This window comes from Fictibacillus enclensis, from assembly GCF_030123385.1.
Taxonomy (GTDB): Bacteria; Bacillota; Bacilli; order Bacillales; family Fictibacillaceae; genus Fictibacillus_C; species Fictibacillus_C enclensis.
In genome coordinates, this window is record NZ_CP126109.1 from 2,904,560 (window position 1) to 2,923,718 (window position 19,159).

A 19,159-nucleotide genomic window follows, 5' to 3' on the forward strand; every position below is an offset into this window, starting at 1 on the left:
AGGCGCAAAAAAGCGCCTCAAAACATTTCCTTCATAAATTTATCACGGACACCTGGAAAAGACATCATTTTGCCAACCGCCACACGCCGGATCAGTGGCACTCCAAGTATGACGTTCAGCAGCCGGTATCGATATTGATAACCAATCAGAACCAAAGCAACAAAAAGGACAAGCTTGATGAAAAATCTGGTCACAGAACATTCCTCCTTGTCCTTACTTTTTGCATAGATACCTGAAATTATTCGAATCGCCCGTTTTCGATATATTGCTTGTACTCATCAGCCGTGTTGATGTTGATAAACATCTCCTGAGGAAGATCATAATCCTCTGCCTCAACAAAAATGGTATTCACCGACTGCAGCAAGCCGTACATGCTTCGCCTTTCCTCCAAAAGCAGCCGCACAATGTGACCCTTGCAGCTTTTATGATAGATGGCGGCGAGCGGTTGATTTCTGCCTGCGGCCACAGGAACAACAGCCTGGGTTCCCGGTTTCTGATCTGCTATGGAGAACAGCTTCTCAAACAGGAGGGGCATAACAAACGGCATATCACAGGTCGCGACCGCATACCAATCCGACTCCTCTCCGCTTTCCATCCCCGAAAGAATTCCAGCAAGTGGCCCTTGACCCTGATACTGGGGAAAGTCGAATATTAATTTTGCATCTGCATGCTTCATTCGGTCCGATATGTCACTCCGTGATACGAGGACAACATCATCCGTTAATTGTTTCAAACAACCAACCGCAAGTTCATAAAAATACCTATCTTTATACTTTGCGAACGCTTTATGAAACGGAAAACGCGTCGATCCGCCCCCTGCCAGCACAATGCCTGTCCTGTGTATCTTCCTTAAAGAACCCAAAACATCATCACCCCTGCCGTGACACCTGCCAGCGTGCTCGAAATAAAATTGACCGTGTTATTGTTGACCGAAGACCAGCCCTTGATTTGTTCAGTTGGTACCCCGCAATGGGTGTGCACTTCAACTTCCGCTCCGCATACTGGACAGCGAAAGCCAAGCTGCACCGTGCCTCCAATAATAGTATCGAGTATATTACCGAGGAATCCTGCTAAAAAAGTTATAAGGAAAACATAAAAAGCCCATTTGCCTTCAAAAAACAACAAAGCACCTGTAACACTGATTAAGAGCGAGCCCAACGCAGCCGCTGTCAGTCCGAGTGGAGAAACGGCTCCTGATATTCCCCGTTCCACTCGGGTTCTGCGCAAGATATGATACGGCTCACCTTTTGAAAGAACACCAACTTCTGAAGCCCACGTATCAGCAGCCGCTTCTGCCAGACTGGCAATAAACAGGGCAAGCCAGAAAGGATGTGAAAAAAACAGAAAACCTGCACCCGCCAGAAACGCAGCCCCTCCGTTGGCAAAGACCTGTCCTGCATTTCTTCCCTTTGATTCAACCGACAAAGTGCGCAGCTTCTTCTTTTTCTCTTTTCCCCATTTGCTCAATAATGATGAGCTGATAAAGAACAACAGCAATAAACCCAAGCCCCGATATCCAAAAGCCGCGCAAACCACTACGCCAATCCCCCAGCTCGAAAATGCACCACCCAGTGTCAGCATCCGAATCTTATAAGCAATCGCGACAAACAAGGCGAGAACCACCATAAAAAGGGCAAAAGCCATCACCTTCCGTCCTTCTTGACGCCTTTATCCGTAATAATGTACTCCACAGGTATATCAAACGGTTCAACCGGAATACTGTTCATATACTGAATATCAAAGGCAAGTGAAACGGTTGTGCCATGGTAACCGGAGAGATACCGGTCATAAAAACCGCCCCCAAATCCAATGCGGTAGCCTTCGGGATTAAAAATCAATCCAGGAACAACCATAAGATCCATATCCTCCGGCGGTGTAAGTTCAGTCATGCCCATGATTGGTTCGTAAAGATCCATATAGACATTTTCAAGTTCCTGGAACGATGTAATCCGATGAAAATCCATCAGCCGTTCACCGACCGTACTGCACTTTGGCACACTCACCTTTTTTTCATCATCCCATGCTTTTTGTATGATCTGTTTCGTATCCACTTCAAACCCTCTGGAAACCGTAATTCCAATATGCTTTGCGTTTTTCCATACCGGCAGGCTGAACAAATGCTGAGCGATGTCTCCGCTTTTTCTTTTATGTATGGCCGGATCGAATGAAAGGAGTTGATCCTTCATCATTTTGCGCAATTCCTTTTTTGTCTCCATGCTGCAGCTCCTCTTATGTGTGATTAATATTCTTATTTTACCAGGGTCCGCGCCATGAAAAAAGCCGCCAGTCTTCCATAAGGAATGTGGCGGCCTTTCGTACATTACTTCGTTTCACGGTGCAATGTGTATCTTTTTAGTCGTGGGCTGTATTTTTTAAGCTCCAGACGCTCTGGGTTATTACGCTTGTTTTTCTTAGTGATGTAATTGCGATCACCAGTCTCAGTGCAAGCAAGAGTGATGTTTACACGCATGTATTTTCCCTCCAAACCTTAACCATTACAAAAATGGTGTACTGCTTTGATTGATTTGTTTCCAAATTAATTCATACTTTAATATAATAGCAGACACATTCATTTTCAGCAAGTGGTATTTATTGAAGACGTTCATAAGCTTTCATGTAATCCACGACCACATCAGCAAACGTGGCGTGAGACCAGGTCAGCGGTGCCACTGAGAGCGGATCACCGGTAAAAGGATGCAGTTGTTCGGGAAGAACTCCACTCGTAAACGCATGGTCAGCGACCCAATCAAGATAGTGCCGGCATTCCTGCAATTCCGATAAACTCTGTGCCGTATAGATCTTCCACTTTGCCAGCCAAAGAGTGCAGATGATCCATGGATTACCGGGAACTTTATCCACCTCATGGGTTTGCTGGAAATAATAATCGTTAAAATAACGGGCAACACCGCCGACATCCGTTTTGATATAGAGCTCACGCTCAATCGCTTCCATGGTCGAACGGATGCGCGGATCATCCGGAGAAAACACCCCAAAGGCAAACAAGCCGTAAATGCTGCTTTCAATCGTATAATCTTTTTTGATTTCGCGCGTTTCTTCATCAAGGTAGATGCCGCGCAGGAACCGGCCCGCCTCTTCATCATACAGATGCGCCTCTATCCCTTTTTTCACGCGCTCGGCACCCGTTTTATAACGAGCTGCCCGGTCATCCTCCCCAAATAAAAGAGCAAAATTATGGGCAGCCATCAAACCGCCGTAAACACCCGCACATGTAAAAGAAAAAATGCCTCGTCTTTCTTCCCAAAGATCGTACGAAGGGTTTGGCAAGTCCAGCGCTGCATCCATGAATCCCAGCAAAAAGCGGGCTCCTGGTCTGACCAGCGACCGGTAAAGAGATTGTGCAAACTCGATGTCCCCCGTCTCTTTGTAATGCTCCCAGAACGCCCATAATACGAGAGCTGTTTCATCCTCCTGGATGGGCAGCTGCTCTTTGCCATTCTTTGCGATGGTAGGATGCCAGCTGGAACCAATGGAACCGTCCGGATTGTATTTATGATGCAAATAGCCTTCCTTTGTCAGGACATCGGAACACCTTCGGTAGAAGTTTTTCACCATTCCCTGGTAACCGGACTTGGCGATCGCCGCCGCAACAAGCGCCCCGTCCCTCGGCCACATATAGCTGTAATGGTCCCGGTTATATTGCTGGATATCAGAATCATTTGCAGCCATGATATAGCCATTCTCATTGGTTTGTGTCCGCACCACAAGAAGGCTTCGTTTATAGAGGGAGAGAATCTCATCGCTCAGGTCGGTTTCAGGAAAGTGAGACTTGTTTGCCCACCTTCGCCAGTAGATTAAAATTTTATCTATCGTTAAAGAAGGACCGATTTCCTGGACATAGTCATTCAGGGCAACCACTTCTTCGCGGTTGCGGCCGATCGTCATCCAATAAAAGGCTTCAACCGTCTGCTCGCCGCCTACCGTATGCTCCACGGCAAAGGTGCTGTCGACAGACCCCTGTGCAATAGGATTGATATGAAGAGAGCCGTCCTCCGCATCCTTCCATGTTCCTTCTGCACTTTGAAACCGTTTAATCCCAGTCGTATACTGCGAGATGCCGTTGTTGCCAAAAAGGGCGTTAAACAAAAAGTAGCGGTTCTTTTTATAATGAACAATGGATTTTGAATCTGGGGCAAAATAGGCCGTGTCGCCGACCTCTGTTTCATAAATATTAAGATCCTGGTGAAAAAACAGCCTGATCTTTTTTTCGTGAGGTGTGGTATTCGTCACTTTAATTCTTCGAATAAAAATGTTTTCACGCTGATGAACTCCGTCCTCAAAAACAAGACGGAGGCCCATCTGCTTGTTTTCTGCTGTACAGCAGGTCACAAGAGAATCTTTATGATAATCATTGTGAATCGACCATGATCCAGAGGAAAGCCAGGAGAATTGGCCTTCTGACCAAATCCCCACTCTGTTGGCATGTCCTTGTACGTGATTTTGTTGTCCGACATATGGGTAATAGATATCTCTGATCTGAAGGTGCCGATCGATGTTAACGAGAATCTTGCCGTTTCCGGCCACAAGCTCCCTTGGCATATGGGATCAGACCTGCTGGTACTGCCGGATTTTATTAATAAATTCCGCTGCAGCTTCCTTCGCTTGATCCATATCTGATCCTTGGGAATAGACGGTAAAGATCGGCTGCTCTACATCCGGAAGGATCAGCGTCCAACCGCCCTCAGGATGAAAGACTTTAATCCCGTCGACCAGTTCTACATTGTTATCCCGGATATCTTCCATTAACCGTCTCATGACTTTTCCTTTTTTATCCCATGGACAAGGTACGTATTCTCTTAGCATATTCACATTAGGCAGCAAATCGACCAGTTCGGACAACGAAATTTGCTGGGTCGCCATCATCTCCAAAATGTGAATAAGCGCATATTGTGCATCGTATTGGAAGTTCATCACTCCGCTGCCCACTTCCATAATCGACCGTGGATTCGCTTTTGTACGGATGAGCCTTCCATTCAGACGACCGGCCAGACTGTCAAGGTCAGATGAGCCATAAATGGGAATCGCCATTTCATTTTGTTTTCCTTCATAGAAGGTAACCAGAACATACAGAGACAGCATTGTTTCTTCATCAAGCAGCTTTCCGGATTCCGTGATCAAGCTGAGTGTTTCTCCGGCTTCACCAACCAGAATACCGAGATTGGCATTGGTCACTCGTACGAATGATGCCATTTCCTCTGCTCCTGTCTGGGATGGTACGGTTAAAAATTCGCAGTCCAGCTTGTTGAAAAGAATCGGAATAAAACTTAAATATGGCTGGTGGTTGTAGTTTACGACAATTCGAAACTTGGAATTTTTGATGCGCTTCGTGTTCACCGTGTGAAGGAGCGCTTCGATATATTCTTCATTTTTGAAATTGTTGTGTGTCCCCTTTCCGATCATATCAAAGGCTGCACGGCGGTAATCTTCCTGCCAATAAGCGTTTTCAATCTTTCTCTCGAGATCAGGGTGGATGGGAAGGCCTTTATGATCATAAAATTCAATGAACACTTGCTTCTCTCCGCCTCTGTTAGAGAACCGGATGTATACGCCGCCCTGAAGGTTGTCTTCTTCAATCGCAAATCGCACAACAGGAGCTACGGTCGGGCTGGTGTCGCATGTGTTAATTCCTGAAGACAAAAGCCCCTGAATGAATGCCCCTTTGATCAGTTCGGAAAACGAATGGGAATCGCTTGCGATGGCGATATGACATCCATGAGGAAGGACTGCGCCATAAGCTGATGCAAGTCTTGCAATATAATCCGGTGTAATTTCCACGTTGGCAATTCCGGAAACTCCACGTCCTCCGAACAGCGATTTGGTGGCTTTGCGTCCCCAGATCAATGAAGTATGAACGAGTGCCTCATCATAAATTTCTTTTTCCGGCCAAATTTTCACTTCAGGTTTTAATGTAGAGCGCTTTCCGATTTTGCAGTGGTTACCCACAACTGCATGTTCATAAATGGTAGCTCCCTGTTCAACCATAATGCCATTGGCCAGTGTTGCACCTCTGAGCTCACAATCGGAACCCACATACACATCATGCCAGAGGATGCTCTTTTTCAAGGATGCCTGGGAGGATATCACGTTGTTTCTGCCAATAACGGAGTAGCTTTTCACATCTGCACCAGAACGGATAACCGCTCCGTCTGCGATATGAACCGGGCTTTCCAGCTTCACCCCGTCCTCAATGACCACATTGTTACCAACCCAGATCCCTTTATCGATTTCTTGGCCCGAGAAAGGCAGGTTCACCTCTCCGTCGAGCATGTCACGGTGAGACTGGCGGTATTGCTGCAAGCTTCCGATATCGGACCAATATCCGTCTGCAGGGAAACCGTACAGAGGACGCCCTTCTTTCATGAGAAGAGGGAAAAGGTCCTTACTGAAATCCGTTTGTACATCCTTCTCCATATAGTTGAAGATCTCCGGTTCGAGAACATAAATTCCGGTGTTGACTGTATCACTGAAGACTTCGCTCCAGCTTGGTTTTTCAAGGAAACGGATGATTTCTCCGTCCTGATTGGTCATAATAACGCCGTATTCCAACGGAGATTCTACTTGTTTCATAAATATGGTTACAAGCGAATCCTTTTCAACATGATAATTAATGCCTTTGGACAGATCAAAGTCAGTTAATGCGTCACCGCTGATAACAATAAAGCGCTCGTCCAAAAACTCCTCGGCATTTTTGATGCTTCCTGCTGTTCCGAGAGGAGTGGTTTCCTCAAAATAATGAAGATTAACTCCAAAATCACTGCCGTCACCAAAATAATTTTTGATCGCTTCTGGCATATAGTGAAGCGTAACAGCAATATCGGTGATGCCGTATTTTTTGAGCAGTTCAATACTGTACTCCATAACAGGCTTATGAAGCAGCGGCACCATCGGTTTTGGTAAGTTACAAGTTAACGGACGAAGACGGGTTCCCTTTCCCCCAGCCATTATTACACCTTTCATTTAGACACAGCCCCTTATACCGGATTTTTTTGTAAACATTGTTGATACAATGCGCTAGTTTGTTGAGCAATTTTATTCCAGTTAAAAACAGTTTCCGCTTCTCTTTTGCCGTTGCTGGCGAGAGTGAGCCTCAGATGTTCATTTCGAGCAAGCGAGAGGACTGCCCATGCTAGGCTTTCTGCATTACCCGGATAGATTTTCAATCCGGTTTCTTCATGCCGGACAATGTCTTTCAAGCCGCCTGTGTCTGAAACAACGGTTGCTTTTCCCGCAGCCATTCCCTCCAGTGCCACAATGCCAAAAGGTTCATACAAACTTGGGAACAACGCGATATCACATTCAGACAGCAGCCGATTGCGGTCTTCATCCGACACAAAACCGCTGAAGGTGACAGTGCCTTCCAGTCCTTCCTGATGAACCCGACTGCGGTATTCATCAAGCATCGGCCCTTTGCCGGCAATGATAAATTTGATATTTTGATTTTGCTGCCTGATCAGATGAGCCGCATCAATTATGGTCTGAAACCCTTTTTCTTTTACGACACGGCCGACGGAAAAGACAAGCACTTCATGCGGTTCCTTAAACCGGTAGCCGTCGGTCACTTCTTCCGTTTGTATTAATTCAGGATCGACCCCGTTTGGAAGAATCGTTATCTTATCCTCCGGAACGCTGAAGACGGTCGCCACTTCATCTTTCATGTATGGGCTGCAGACAATGACTTCGCTCGCTTCATAACAGAGCTCCCATTCCTTCTGATTGATCTCGTACTGAAGCGAATTATGAATGCCGTTGTTGCGCCCATGTTCCGTGGCATGGATGGTGGCAATCAACGGAATGTTCAGTTCATGCTTCAGACCCTTGGCCGCTACACAAACGAGCCAGTCGTGCGCATGGATGCAGTCAAAGTTAATTTTCTTTGCCAATTCCCTTCCCTGATCCGCGATGGCAAGATTCAAACTGCCTGTCCAATGGAAAAATTGATCAGTTTGTGGCTGATTGGATTGTACACGGTACACATGAATTCCCTGATTCACTTCGTAGGACGGGTATCCATCCACATGACAGGTGACAACGTGTACCTCCTGACCCTGTTTTACAAGCGTTTTGGCGAGATCGAATACGTGCCGGGCCAGTCCGCCGACAACCATTGGCGGGAACTCCCAAGAAAGCATTAAGATTTTTAATTTGTTTGTTTCAGAAACGGTGCTGTGATGTTGTTGGATATATTGGTCATGAGGAGTTTCAAAATAGCTGGTATCAATATCGTTTAAAAATGGAAAGTCCTGTTCATAAGCTTCTATTGATGCGGTGTCTTTACGTGATTGGTTTAACATTTCTCTAATGATATGGAAGCGTTCAATATGAGTGTTGAAACGCTCATTCGCATATTGTGCTGCCGTCTCATTGTCGACTATAAATGCCCAGTCTGAACTTGCAGCAAGCATCCATTCCCGGATCATCTGCTTGAGGAAGCGTTTGGTTACCGGTGTCAGCGGCGAATGTTTAGCAGCTGCTGTAATGATTTCTCTTTCACATTTATGCAAGTGGCGGTACATCCAGGCATTTTTTTCGTTCAGCCAGACTTCTCCGTACTCATTCCTGCCCCATGTCGAAAACGAGGCATGCACCGTTTGCAAGTCCTGATAATGACGGTTGATGAACGAAGCCGGGGTAATCCATTCCACCCTACCCTTGCAGGCTTCCTGGACAGCGGATATCCAGTCTGTTCCCTCATACCACCAGTGGCCGAATAACTCTGCGTCAAAAGGAGCAGTAATGAGATGCGGAGGATAACATTCTTCTTCTTTTTCGCTGAGCGTATGTTCCAGTGTTTGAACAAAATGCTCCGCATGCTGCTGCACTTTTCCTTCCGCCCATTCGCGAACATAAATTTGCTTTTGTTCAACAGACCCGGTGATCCTGTGATATTTCAAGCCAGTGTCAATCCTGATTCCCTCGGGGTGAATGTGAGGAAGGATGTAATCAAGATCCCTGTTATAAGCAATATCGCGGTAAAACTCCCGATAGTCGGGGTCTCCAGGGTATCCGTCAACTGAACTCCATACTTTTCCTGATATTTCGCGGTTTCTTGGAAAGAGCGCGATGCCGTGCGGTGAGAATACGGGGGAACCAATACCTCTTGTCGCTTTTGGACTGCTGTTCAGGAGAGTTTGTTCATCTACAAACGTATATCTTATGCCTTTTTGATGGAGCAGTTTATCAATGCCAGGAGTATATGCACATTCAGGCAGCCAAAAGCCTTTTGGCAATTCACCGAAGTATTTCTTAAAGGTTTTAATTCCCATATCCACCTGTGCTTCCAGTGCTTCATGCGTCTGAATATAAGGCAAAAAGGCATGAGTTGCTGCAGTGGTAAAGCATTCAACCGCTCCACGCTGGTAATGATACTTAAATCCATCGAGCAGATTCTGATTCCATTTGAAGAACGTCTCTCGGATTTTCTCATAGCGGTCGCTGTAAAACCGAATCACTTCAGTTTCTTCTTGATCCAGGGATCGAAGCTTTTCTTTTTTGATTAAATGATCGGTGCTGTCCAAATACTCCAGATATCTTCGTTGAAGCACAGGATCTGACAGCATCTCCATTACTGGGGGAGAAAAGGAAATACTCCACGTAAAACCTTCAGGCTGGCGGTCCAGCGCCCAAAGCAACGGGATGTAGGTTTCTGTCATTGCTTCAAATACCCATCGCTCTTCCAGGCGGTTGGCTTCCTTATGCTTAACGTATGGAAGATGGGCATGCAGTATAAATGTGAAATATCCACTTTTCATCGGTTAAAAGCTCCTATCTGATTTTTTGATAGTATGAATAGCTGCTGAAATTCTCCATCCACTCCGGCTCATGTGCATTGCCGTTTTTCCAATTCACCACGTTTTGCATACGGTGATCGTTCGCAGCGTCTCTCGGGGTTTCAACAGGATTTGATCTCAATACGGTAAAGAAGCTTCCATCGAATGTTTGGGTGCCAATATCAACCACATACGTACGGTCTGGTTCCAAATGCTGCAAAAACCAATTGTTCGTCATTTCCGGAAGGTCAATTTCAAAGCTGCGATGAGAGTTATGTCCTTGGAAGATGATATCTGTAACATCGTAGATTTTCATCTTTTTGGGAAGACGGCTCCAGCTGGTTCGGAAATGATGCTCTACCATTTGTCGCTTCATGGCTGAAATGCTCCAGTACACAAAAATACTCGTGGGGGACTGCACCATTGCAAATAGAGTATCTTCGTCAAATTCATACGGCATTATCCAATGAATCTTTGGCGGTTCTACAATATGTTCCAGCGGTTCATCTGGCTTTTCCTGAACGGCGCTTCCCTTTTTACTGTTTGGCTCCATTGCTTTTCCGGCCTCCTGGCGGTATTTGTTCCACCGATATTGGACTTTGCCGATCGAGAGATTCATCCTGTCGGCAATCTGCTGAAGGGTCAGCCCTTTTTCCTTCATTTTGACAATTTCATTAATCATTTTCTTCACCCCGGTTTTTTGTCTCCAATGGCTTACCACTGCTACTAAAATACTTTTAAAAGCCTACCGATTTATTTGAAAATATCGTATCATTATGCATTTACTTTCACAATATACAGAATTTGTAGAATTTTGTTGGTTGCTTGTCCTGTCTGTGAAAATCAATATTGTAAATTTTTTGTAACCGCTTAAAATCACCTTATTCGACCAAATCAAGGGTTATATTGACAAAATTCTACAAGAAACGTGCCACTTTCCTCTGCATGCTGGAGATACCGCCGAAATTCTCGTCGAAATACCGCAAAAAGTTTAACGATTTGGCGAAATATCTACATTTCAGCGGAATACTATGGTATAAAAAATAGGGGGCAGGTTAAACTTGAGGAGGTTTTATATGAATATCATTATTTTTTCCTTGTTGGCTTTAGGACTGATTCTTCTTGCCATCTCTTATCGCAAAGATAAAGGAAACAATCTGGAGGTCCAGCTGGAGAACTTTTCAATACAGATTTTAAAAGAAATGTACCAGCTAAAAAAGAAGCTAAAGGTCATTGAAGACGCAATGCCAACGCAAGATAAATCTAAATACTAAAATACTGGGGATTTGAGAATGACAAATACAACACTACGAGGTTTCGCTGCCGGAATGATTGTATCTTCCGGATTAATCGCAGGCGTATACTATTCACAAACGCCACCCGAAAAGGAAGTAAAAGCCGAGTTAAACGACAGCACGGTCAATACATATTTACATTCAAAAAGTATGACAGCTATCACGACCGAAGAACTGCAGCATCTGAAGGAAAACAGGGTGGCTGCGGCTCCCGCTCCGCAAGAGCAGGACAACTCTGAAGAAGCAAAACAAGAGAAAGAGAAGCCAAAGGTTTTTAAAGCGACTCTTCATGTTACAAGAGGTATGAGCACTGGAGAGGTTTGTGATTTTCTCGAAAAAGAAAATATCATTAAAGACAGCAAGTCTTTCCTGAAATACTTGCGCAAAAACAACCTTGAAGGCCAAGTCCGGTTTGGTACATTTAAAGTCAACAGCAGCATGGACTTTAAAAAACTGGCCGATGCCATCACATAACATTTATAAAACATTTAAAAAGGGAGCCTGCAGCGTGCAGGCTCCCTTCTTTGCATCTATTCGTTTAAACCGTAGCGCTTGCCTTTCACAAGGAAAATAATGCTTTCGGCAATATTGGTGGCATGGTCCGCTGTACGTTCGATATAACGGCACACAAACGACAGCTGCGTAATCTGGGCAAGAGAATCCGGATGCTTGGTCATCAATTCCAAAAGCTCCCTGATGATTTTTCCGTAGAGCTCATCCACGGAATCATCTGTATCAGCAAGATTCTTCGCCAATACCACATCTTCGTCCACATACGCTTTAATGGAATCGGAGAGCATGCCAATAGCAATCTCCGCCATTCGAGGCAGATCAACCAAAGGTTTTATCAGCGGCTTTTCCCCTATGCGTATGGTGGATTTAGCGATATTTACAGCAAAGTCAGCCATCCTTTCCACATCGGAAGAAATTTTGATGGCGGCAATAATTCTCCGCAGATCGGAGGCTACCGGTGCCTGCTTGGCGATCAGCAGAATTGCTGCGTCATTAATTTCATCCTCCAGCTGATTGATTCGCTGGTCATTCTCAATCACTTCAAGTGCTTTGTCTACATCCTGTTCTTTAAGAGCTTCAATTGATTCTTTTAATGCGTGCTCAGTGAGTTCTCCGATTTCCACAAGCATCGCCTTTAATTCGTTCAACTGAAGCTGAAAATTTTCCCGTACAACCATCTGCTTGTCACTCCTCTAGTTTTTATCCAAATCGCCCTGTAACATAATCTTCAGTCCGCTTGTCAGAAGGAGCCGAAAAGATCTTGTCTGTCTGATCATATTCGATCAGCTCACCCATCAGGAAGAAGGCCGTTCGGTCGGAAACACGCGCTGCCTGCTGCATGTTGTGCGTAACCATGACAATCGAATAATTTTTTTTCAGTTCAAGTGCCAGTTCCTCTATTTTAATGGTGGAAATGGGATCGAGTGCCGAAGTCGGCTCATCCATCAAAATGACATCCGGCTTTGTAGCGATGGCTCTCGCAATACATAGACGCTGCTGCTGTCCCCCTGACAGACCCAAAGCAGATGTATTCAGGCGATCCTTCACTTCATCCCATAAGAATACATCTCTTAATGAACGTTCTACGATTTCGTCCAATTTTCCTTTTTTCTTAATCCCATGGATTTTTGGCCCGTATGCCACATTTTCGTAAATGGATTTCGGAAACGGGTTGGCTTTTTGAAAAACCATCCCCACCTTTTTCCGCAAATCCACCAGATCCACCCTGTCATTCAGCAGATTCGTTTGTTCATAGTTAATTTCACCGGACATTCTTACACCGGGGATATTTTCAATCATCAAATTCAACGTTTTAATAAACGTAGATTTCCCGCATCCCGACGGTCCGATGATGGCTGTAATTTCGTTATTGTAAATCGTAAAGTCAATATCTTTTAGTGCAAGGTTCTTGCCATACCATAAATTCAAATTTTTGATATCAAAAACCGCTTTTTCTGTTACTGGTGGTGTTGCTGTTGCTTGTCCCATTTTCATCCCCCTTATCCGAACCGTCCGGTAATGTAATCTTCCGTATCTTTTTTAGATGGATTGGTGAAAATTTTATCGGTCTTGTCAAATTCCACTAGTACACCATTTAAGAAAAACGCAGTCTTATCCGATATACGTGAAGCCTGGTGCATGTTATGCGTCACGATGACAATCGTATACTCTTTTTTCAGTTCCATGATCAAGTCTTCAATTTTGGCATTGGAAATCGGATCGAGTGCAGAAGCAGGCTCATCGAGCAACAGAATATTCGGTTTCATGGCCAGTGTCCTCGCTATGCACAAACGCTGCTGCTGTCCTCCCGACAAGGAAAGCGCTGATTCATGCAGCCTGTCTTTTACCTCATCCCACAATGCAGCTTTGCGTAAACTTTCTTCAACAATTCCATCCAGCTTTTTCTTGGAACGGATTCCGTTAAACTTTAGCGCATGAACGATATTGTTATAAATGGACTTGGGAAACGGATTTGGCTTTTGGAACACCATCCCGATTTCTTTTCGCAATGCCACAACGTTGATGTCATCACCAATCAGGTTAACATCATCATACTGGATCTCTCCTGTGCTCCGAGCACCCGGAATAAGATCATTCATCCGATTGATTGAGCGCAGAAATGTGGATTTTCCGCACCCTGAAGGTCCGATCAATGCTGTAACCGCATTTTGTTCAATCGAAAAATTAACGTCTTTTACCGCATGGTTTTCACCGTAATAAATATTTAAATGTTTAACATCCAAAGCAACCGGCTTTTTCTCTGTTTTTTCTGTCAGCGGCTTCTCGGCAAACGTTGTATTCGTTCGTTTTGGTTCCATCACAGTTTTCATGTTACCCCACCTAATTTCTAAAAATTTATTTAGAAGCTGTTATCTTTTTGTGTACGATACTGCCAATCCAACGGGCAAGCAGGTTGAAAAGCAACACAGAAATAATCAGCACAGCAGAAGAACCATCCGCCACTTCTCGAACATCCGGGATGAGCCCTTGTGTGTTGACAGCCCAAATATGGACAGCAAGGGTTTCAGCCGGTCTGAAAATATTCAATGGCGATGTCGCGTCAAACGGATTCCAGTTGGAGAAATCCAGTGTTGGTGTTGTTAAGCCTGCAGTAAACAGCAATGCAGCTGCTTCCCCGAATACACGTCCGGAAGCAAGAATCGCTCCCGTCAGGATGCTTGGAAATGCGGCCGGTAAAAGAACCGTTTTAATCGTGTGCCAGTGAGTGATTCCCAGGGCAAGACTCGCTTCTTTTTGATCCCTTGCCACTGTACGCAATGCGTCTTCGCACACACGAACCATAACAGGAAGGTTAAACACGGTAAGTGCAAGCGCCCCACCAAGGATAGAATAGCCCCAACCCGTCAAATTAACGAACATCAGCAAACCGAACATGCCGATTACAATGGAAGGAAGTGAAGCCAGCACTTCAATACACGTTCTGATGGCATTTGTCAGCCTCCCGGGACGCGCGTATTCGGCCATGTAAATTCCGCCCCCAAGACCTAGTGGAACAGTGAATACCATGGTTAAAAAGAGGATATAGAAAGAGTTAAATAATTGGTTGCCAATGCCCCCTCCTGCTCTGAACGAGCTGGACGGTGACGTTAGAAAGTCCAAATTAAGTTTGGAAAACCCATGAAAAATGATATAGCCAAGCAGTCCCACCAGAACGGTTACGATGGTCGCTGCAATCAAGTAAAAAATCGTGGTTGCGATACGGTCTGCAACTTTACTGTTCATTAGAACTGCCTCCTTGAAGAAAGATAACGGATCAACAGTATAAAGATAAAGGACATGACCAAGAGAATAAGGGCGAGAGACCAAAGAACATTGTTTTCAACACTTCCAAAGGTCGTATGTCCCATATTCAACGTGATGATGGTCGTCAGTGTAGCCGAAGGATCAGTGATGGCAGAAGGCAATGAACGAACGTTACCGATAACCATCTGAACCGCCAGAGCTTCACCGAAAGCTCTGGCCATTCCAAGTACGATGGCTGTTAAAAGCGTAGGCATAGCTGCCGGAATAAGTACTCTCCAGATCGTTTGCCAACGGGTTGCCCCAATCGCATATGAGGATTCTCGTAATCCTTTCGGAAGGGAGCTCATTGCGTCTGTTGCAATACTCGTTACAGTAGGCAAGATCATAATGGAGAGAACGATCATCCCAGCGAGCAAGCTGAATCCTTGTCCGCCAACAGTATCCCGAAGGAACGGAACAAGAACAGAAAGGCCGATGAATCCATAAACAACAGATGGAATACCAACAAGCAGCTCGATAACCGGCTGAAGAATCTTTTTTCCCCATGAAGGAGCAATCTCGGTCATGAAGATGGCACCGCCAATACCGAGCGGAGCCGCTATTAAAGCGGAAAGAAAAGTCACTGCAAAAGATCCCAGTATGAACGGAACTGCACCATACAATGGATTCTCTGCTGTAGGATTCCACTTCGTGCTGGTTAAAAATTCATATATACTTACGCCGTTGCTGATAAATGCCTGCAACCCTTTGGACCCAAGAAAAATGGTAATCGCAATGGTCGCCGAAATAATCAATAGAGCACTGGCCAACACCAGGTATTTTCCCCGCTTCTCTTTTTGTAGTGCGGATTTGTTTGATTTCTTTAACAGCCTTTGGCTGGCTGCCATGGTCATTGTCTTGTTATCCATTTTCGTACCTCCCCAAAACGCCCTAACAGGGTAAATATCCATTATCATTCGGACACTTACCCTGATTCCAGGCTTCTTAACGGTCTATCCCGTTACTTTTTTGTAACTTTCCCTTCAGCATCACGTTTTACTTCCATTTTGCTTGCAGGGATGTATCCTTGCTCAGGTACAAGATTGTTTTGGATTTCGTCGCTCATCATATAATCAAGGAACTCTTTTTCCAATCCTTTAGGCTCACCTTTTGTATAAGAATGCTCATAAGCCCAGATTGGGAATTTACCTTTTTGAACATTTTCGTCTGTAGGTTTTACACCATCAATACTAAGTGGCGTAACACCGCTGTTGTCTGTGAAGTAAGAGAATGCAAGGTACCCGATGGCTCCAGGTGTTTCTTTGATCAATTTTTGTACAGTGTTTGAAGAATCTTCTGTTGCGGCACCTTCAACAGGTTCTTTTCCATCAAGAGCATATTTAACGAAAGTAGCTCGTGTTCCAGAAGAATCCGGACGGTTAATCAATGCAATCTTTTGATCTTTTCCGCCAAGCTCTTTCCAGTTTTTGATTTCACCAGTGAAGACTTTGATAAGATCTTCCTTGGAAATATCTTTAATACCCACTTCAGGATTAACAGCTGCAGACATTCCGACTACCGCAATTTGGTGATCTTTAAGCTTGTCCGCTGGAATGCCTTCTTTTTCTTCAGCAAAAACATCCGAGTTTCCGATCTTAACCGCGCCTTCTGACACTTGGCTTAAGCCTGTCCCACTTCCTCCGGCTTGTACTTGAATATCAGCATCTGGATTATCTTCTTTGAACTGTTCAGCGGCTGCTGCTACAAGCGGCTGCATTGCACTTGAACCGGAAACAACGATCGAGCCGGAAGCTTTTTTCCCTTCGTTGCCATTCGCACTGCTGTCTTTACTATTGTTTCCACAAGCTGTGGCAACAACCAGGATTAAAGCCATTACTGCCAAAAGATAAACGGATTTCATTTTCTTCATTGTCTTAGGTCCCTCCAGAATGTTTTAAAAGATTTTTTTATTGATAGAGATCTTGCTATTTCTATACTGTCGTTGTCTCTATCGCCCACCCCCAACAATCGGTTAATCACTTTACATCTACTACAATAAGCGACCATTATTAACGCTGTTTGAACCTAATGTTAAGAGATTGTAAAGAAACCACGACATCTGTACTAGTGTTTCAGTCCAAAAACTATTTATGCACAAAAAAAAACGCGCCCAAAGGACGCGTTTTCTTTACAAACAGCTAGTTATTTCGTCTTATTTCCGTCTTTTTTCAATTTAAAGTAGGCATCAAGCGCCCCTGAACCGATCTCAAGGTTGATTGAACCTTCACGGACTTTTGGAACTACAACCGCAAAAGAAACTTCCGGTTTGTCATACGGTGCATAACCAACAAGGGTTTTATTGTTTAATCCCGACTTAACATCAACCTGAGCGGTACCTGTCTTTCCTGCCGGCTGATAACTCTTGTTTTTAAAAAACGCAGCCGCCGTACCATGGCTTCCCACCATAACCTGGCGGAAGCCCTGATGGACCACATCGAGGTATTCCTGTTTCATTTCAATTTTGTTCATAACATGGGGTTCAAATTTGTAATCCAATTTGCCAAGCTTTCCTGGCTGAGTGGAAGGTTCCCGTACTTCTTTTAAAAGATGCGGCTGCATTCGGTAGCCATTGTTGGCAATGGTCGATACATACTGAGCCATTTGCAGCGGTGTGTACGTATCAAACTGTCCGATGGCGAAGAACATCGCTTGGGCCAGTTGGTTGCTCATGCCTGTATTGTAGCCTGTCGCTTCAGAAGGCAAATCGATTCCTGTTGGTACCCCGAGTCCAAATTGGCTATAAGAGTCACGCAATACTCTGAATGCCTGGTCCACGTGATGGTCTATAAAACGTTTATGCGCATAATCATAGCCGGCAAGCTTCATTGCCACATGCCACATATAAACGTTGGAAGAAGCCTCGAGTGCTTCCACAGGTCCGATGCTGCCAAGACCGGAGTGAGCCGATTTCATTTTCCTTCCGTCACCGAATACGAGCGGAGCATCGTAGAAATGCGTGGCTGGTGTAATCGCTCCCTGCTGCAATCCAGTGAGCACCGTCGCACCTTTTACGGCAGAACCCATGGCAAACGAGTTATACACCGTACCAAATGGCGCGTTTTTATATTGGCCGGTTTTTGTATCGTATTTTTTTCCCGCCATGGAAAGAATCTCTCCATTTTCGGGATTCATCATAACGACATAAGCTTCCGTAAGATCCCGGTTGGCATAGGCAGATCCGCCGGATTTTGCTTTTTTCATGGCCTTTTCAATCACGTCTTCCACTTTTTGCTGAAGCTCCATATTAACGGTAAGCGTAAGGTCCTTGCCCCTTGAACCTTCTACTTCTACCGGTTCGCCAACCGGGTTCCCTGCTTTATCGGTTACATATCTAACACTTGATTTTTTTCCTCTGAGCAACGATTCGTATTGCTCTTCAAGAAAACTGGTTCCGACTAAATCATTTCGTTCATTTCCTCGTGATAAATAAAAATCCATTTTACTGGAAGGGATTTGTTTGACCTGTCCAAATAAAGCTTTAAACGTATCGCCATATGGATAATCCCGTTTGGCATCGGGCTTAATATCAATGCCGGGCAGATCGGAAAGATGCTCACTGATTGTGGCGATCTCCTTTTGTGATGCACCGATTTTAATACGCTGTGGTGTCAGGGCATATCCGCTGTCCATTTCCCTCTTGATCGCCAGTACCTCAATTTGATGAGGAGTAAAGGAATCAAGATCCTTTTTAGTGATCCGGTCAAGCATAAGCTTGTAATACTGATCATCATTCAATTGCTTCTTTTCAGCGGGCGAAATGCGGCTTTCTACTTCCTTTTGATGCAGAAAGATAAAATAATCCTTTTTATCCCGCTCTGTTACATTTTTTGTGTCCTTTTTGATATAGCCAGCCAACTTTTCAGCAATGGCTTCACGGTCTTCCGCACTTGTTTTCTGTGTACGTGTATACGTAATGGAATATACCGGTTTATTATCCACCGCTACACGGTTTTCAGTATCCATCATCTTCCCTCTCGGCGCATCAAGCCGTGCGGTTACATTTTCCTTTTTATCCGCGGAGCGCTGATACTCTTCCCCCTGGACAATCTGTACATACCCCAGACGGAAAATTAAAATTGAGAAAAGAAAGAACACCGCAAGAAACAAGGCGTTCAGACGTATAGGGACATGATTCTTTTTCTTCTTTTCTTTCGTCATTCATTCCACCCTTACCTATATATGGAAAGAGTTTCTGCTCATTTCCATTTTCCACAAATTGATTTACTACAATAATAGTAACAGTAAATCACTGTTTCGGAAAGA

General features: G+C 44.7%; 18 protein-coding genes. 2 read left to right on the top strand and 16 right to left on the bottom strand.

The annotated features are described in order from the left end of the window. Positions 1–17: 17 nt before the first annotated feature. The 9 genes from QNH15_RS15285 to QNH15_RS15325 all read right to left on the bottom strand — a co-directional run bounded on the left by QNH15_RS15285 (position 18) and on the right by QNH15_RS15325 (position 10,467). A complete protein-coding gene (locus QNH15_RS15285; protein WP_164988836.1) occupies positions 18–194 on the bottom strand; it encodes a hypothetical protein in 177 nt (58 codons plus the stop codon). Between the two features lie 44 nt (positions 195–238). Continuing rightward, entirely contained in the window at positions 239–862 is a 624-nt protein-coding gene (locus QNH15_RS15290) for a molybdenum cofactor guanylyltransferase (protein ID WP_283889198.1), read from the bottom strand. Further along, positions 850–1,644 (bottom strand): DUF92 domain-containing protein, encoded by a 795-nt coding sequence (locus QNH15_RS15295; RefSeq protein ID WP_283889199.1) that lies wholly within the window; start codon positions 1,642–1,644, stop codon positions 850–852. Before QNH15_RS15295 ends, QNH15_RS15290 begins: the two co-directional genes overlap by 13 nt. Continuing rightward, the gene (locus QNH15_RS15300) at positions 1,644–2,216 is read right to left on the bottom strand and encodes a 5-formyltetrahydrofolate cyclo-ligase (RefSeq protein ID WP_283889200.1); all 573 of its coding nucleotides are present in this window, start codon (positions 2,214–2,216) and stop codon (positions 1,644–1,646) included. The genes QNH15_RS15295 and QNH15_RS15300 overlap by 1 nt, the downstream gene beginning before the upstream one ends. 104 nt (positions 2,217–2,320) lie before the next feature. Further along, positions 2,321–2,470: a 50S ribosomal protein L33 gene (gene rpmG, locus QNH15_RS15305; RefSeq protein ID WP_061971060.1), complete on the bottom strand. Its 150-nt coding sequence runs from the start codon at positions 2,468–2,470 to the stop codon at positions 2,321–2,323. A gap of 119 nt (positions 2,471–2,589) precedes the next feature. Beyond that, positions 2,590–4,557, bottom strand: coding sequence for a glycoside hydrolase family 15 protein (locus QNH15_RS15310; RefSeq protein ID WP_283889201.1), 1,968 nt, complete (start codon positions 4,555–4,557; stop codon positions 2,590–2,592). Between the two features lie 6 nt (positions 4,558–4,563). Further along, entirely contained in the window at positions 4,564–6,975 is a 2,412-nt protein-coding gene (locus QNH15_RS15315) for a sugar phosphate nucleotidyltransferase (RefSeq protein ID WP_283889202.1), read from the bottom strand. A gap of 14 nt (positions 6,976–6,989) precedes the next feature. Next, the gene (locus tag QNH15_RS15320) at positions 6,990–9,767 is read right to left on the bottom strand and encodes a 1,4-alpha-glucan branching protein domain-containing protein (RefSeq protein WP_283889203.1); all 2,778 of its coding nucleotides are present in this window, start codon (positions 9,765–9,767) and stop codon (positions 6,990–6,992) included. A 13-nt stretch (positions 9,768–9,780) separates the two neighbouring features. Continuing rightward, a complete protein-coding gene (locus QNH15_RS15325) occupies positions 9,781–10,467 on the bottom strand; it encodes a DUF4912 domain-containing protein (RefSeq protein WP_283889204.1) in 687 nt (228 codons plus the stop codon). A gap of 394 nt (positions 10,468–10,861) precedes the next feature. Here QNH15_RS15325 and QNH15_RS15330 point away from each other — a divergent pair, with 394 nt between their 5' ends. Both QNH15_RS15330 and QNH15_RS15335 read left to right on the top strand, forming a co-directional pair. Then, positions 10,862–11,059, top strand: coding sequence for a hypothetical protein (locus QNH15_RS15330; RefSeq protein ID WP_061971073.1), 198 nt, complete (start codon positions 10,862–10,864; stop codon positions 11,057–11,059). Between the two features lie 18 nt (positions 11,060–11,077). Beyond that, complete coding sequence (locus QNH15_RS15335; protein ID WP_283889205.1) at positions 11,078–11,554, top strand: hypothetical protein; 477 nt, start codon at positions 11,078–11,080, stop codon at positions 11,552–11,554. 56 nt (positions 11,555–11,610) lie between these two features. Here QNH15_RS15335 and phoU read toward each other — a convergent pair whose 3' ends face one another. From phoU to QNH15_RS15370, 7 genes are all read right to left on the bottom strand, one after another. After that, complete coding sequence (gene phoU, locus QNH15_RS15340) at positions 11,611–12,270, bottom strand: phosphate signaling complex protein PhoU (protein WP_283889206.1); 660 nt, start codon at positions 12,268–12,270, stop codon at positions 11,611–11,613. Positions 12,271–12,292: 22 nt separating this feature from the next. Next, on the bottom strand, positions 12,293–13,081 hold the full coding sequence (pstB, locus tag QNH15_RS15345; RefSeq protein WP_283889207.1) for a phosphate ABC transporter ATP-binding protein PstB: 789 nt from the start codon (positions 13,079–13,081) through the stop codon (positions 12,293–12,295). An 11-nt stretch (positions 13,082–13,092) separates the two neighbouring features. Next, positions 13,093–13,923, bottom strand: a complete 831-nt coding sequence (pstB, locus tag QNH15_RS15350; protein WP_283889208.1) for a phosphate ABC transporter ATP-binding protein PstB — start codon at positions 13,921–13,923, stop codon at positions 13,093–13,095. Between the two features lie 25 nt (positions 13,924–13,948). Continuing rightward, the gene (gene pstA, locus QNH15_RS15355) at positions 13,949–14,836 is read right to left on the bottom strand and encodes a phosphate ABC transporter permease PstA (RefSeq protein WP_283889209.1); all 888 of its coding nucleotides are present in this window, start codon (positions 14,834–14,836) and stop codon (positions 13,949–13,951) included. Next, complete coding sequence (gene pstC / locus QNH15_RS15360; RefSeq protein WP_283895592.1) at positions 14,836–15,750, bottom strand: phosphate ABC transporter permease subunit PstC; 915 nt, start codon at positions 15,748–15,750, stop codon at positions 14,836–14,838. The genes pstA and pstC overlap by 1 nt, the downstream gene beginning before the upstream one ends. Before the next feature lie 107 nt (positions 15,751–15,857). Further along, on the bottom strand, positions 15,858–16,766 hold the full coding sequence (locus tag QNH15_RS15365) for a phosphate ABC transporter substrate-binding protein (RefSeq protein WP_283889210.1): 909 nt from the start codon (positions 16,764–16,766) through the stop codon (positions 15,858–15,860). 272 nt (positions 16,767–17,038) lie between these two features. Then, complete coding sequence (locus QNH15_RS15370; protein ID WP_283889211.1) at positions 17,039–19,054, bottom strand: peptidoglycan D,D-transpeptidase FtsI family protein; 2,016 nt, start codon at positions 19,052–19,054, stop codon at positions 17,039–17,041. Positions 19,055–19,159: the final 105 nt, after the last annotated feature.

What these genes read in the sequence shown, in the direction of transcription:
- pstB (WP_283889207.1), bottom strand. Translation starts at nt 13,081, where the DNA reads ATGGGACAAGCAACAGCAACACCACCAGTAACAGAAAAAGCGGTTTTT.
- pstB (WP_283889208.1), bottom strand. Translation starts at nt 13,923, where the DNA reads ATGAAAACTGTGATGGAACCAAAACGAACGAATACAACGTTTGCCGAG.
- QNH15_RS15370 (WP_283889211.1), bottom strand. Translation starts at nt 19,054, where the DNA reads ATGACGAAAGAAAAGAAGAAAAAGAATCATGTCCCTATACGTCTGAAC.
- QNH15_RS15310 (WP_283889201.1), bottom strand. Translation starts at nt 4,557, where the DNA reads ATGCCAAGGGAGCTTGTGGCCGGAAACGGCAAGATTCTCGTTAACATC.
- QNH15_RS15300 (WP_283889200.1), bottom strand. Translation starts at nt 2,216, where the DNA reads ATGGAGACAAAAAAGGAATTGCGCAAAATGATGAAGGATCAACTCCTT.
- QNH15_RS15330 (WP_061971073.1), top strand. Translation starts at nt 10,862, where the DNA reads ATGAATATCATTATTTTTTCCTTGTTGGCTTTAGGACTGATTCTTCTT.
- phoU (WP_283889206.1), bottom strand. Translation starts at nt 12,270, where the DNA reads ATGGTTGTACGGGAAAATTTTCAGCTTCAGTTGAACGAATTAAAGGCG.
- QNH15_RS15295 (WP_283889199.1), bottom strand. Translation starts at nt 1,644, where the DNA reads ATGGCTTTTGCCCTTTTTATGGTGGTTCTCGCCTTGTTTGTCGCGATT.
- QNH15_RS15365 (WP_283889210.1), bottom strand. Translation starts at nt 16,766, where the DNA reads ATGAAGAAAATGAAATCCGTTTATCTTTTGGCAGTAATGGCTTTAATC.
- QNH15_RS15320 (WP_283889203.1), bottom strand. Translation starts at nt 9,767, where the DNA reads ATGAAAAGTGGATATTTCACATTTATACTGCATGCCCATCTTCCATAC.
- QNH15_RS15325 (WP_283889204.1), bottom strand. Translation starts at nt 10,467, where the DNA reads ATGATTAATGAAATTGTCAAAATGAAGGAAAAAGGGCTGACCCTTCAG.
- QNH15_RS15315 (WP_283889202.1), bottom strand. Translation starts at nt 6,975, where the DNA reads ATGAAAGGTGTAATAATGGCTGGGGGAAAGGGAACCCGTCTTCGTCCG.
- rpmG (WP_061971060.1), bottom strand. Translation starts at nt 2,470, where the DNA reads ATGCGTGTAAACATCACTCTTGCTTGCACTGAGACTGGTGATCGCAAT.
- pstC (WP_283895592.1), bottom strand. Translation starts at nt 15,750, where the DNA reads ATGACCATGGCAGCCAGCCAAAGGCTGTTAAAGAAATCAAACAAATCC.
- QNH15_RS15335 (WP_283889205.1), top strand. Translation starts at nt 11,078, where the DNA reads ATGACAAATACAACACTACGAGGTTTCGCTGCCGGAATGATTGTATCT.
- pstA (WP_283889209.1), bottom strand. Translation starts at nt 14,836, where the DNA reads ATGAACAGTAAAGTTGCAGACCGTATCGCAACCACGATTTTTTACTTG.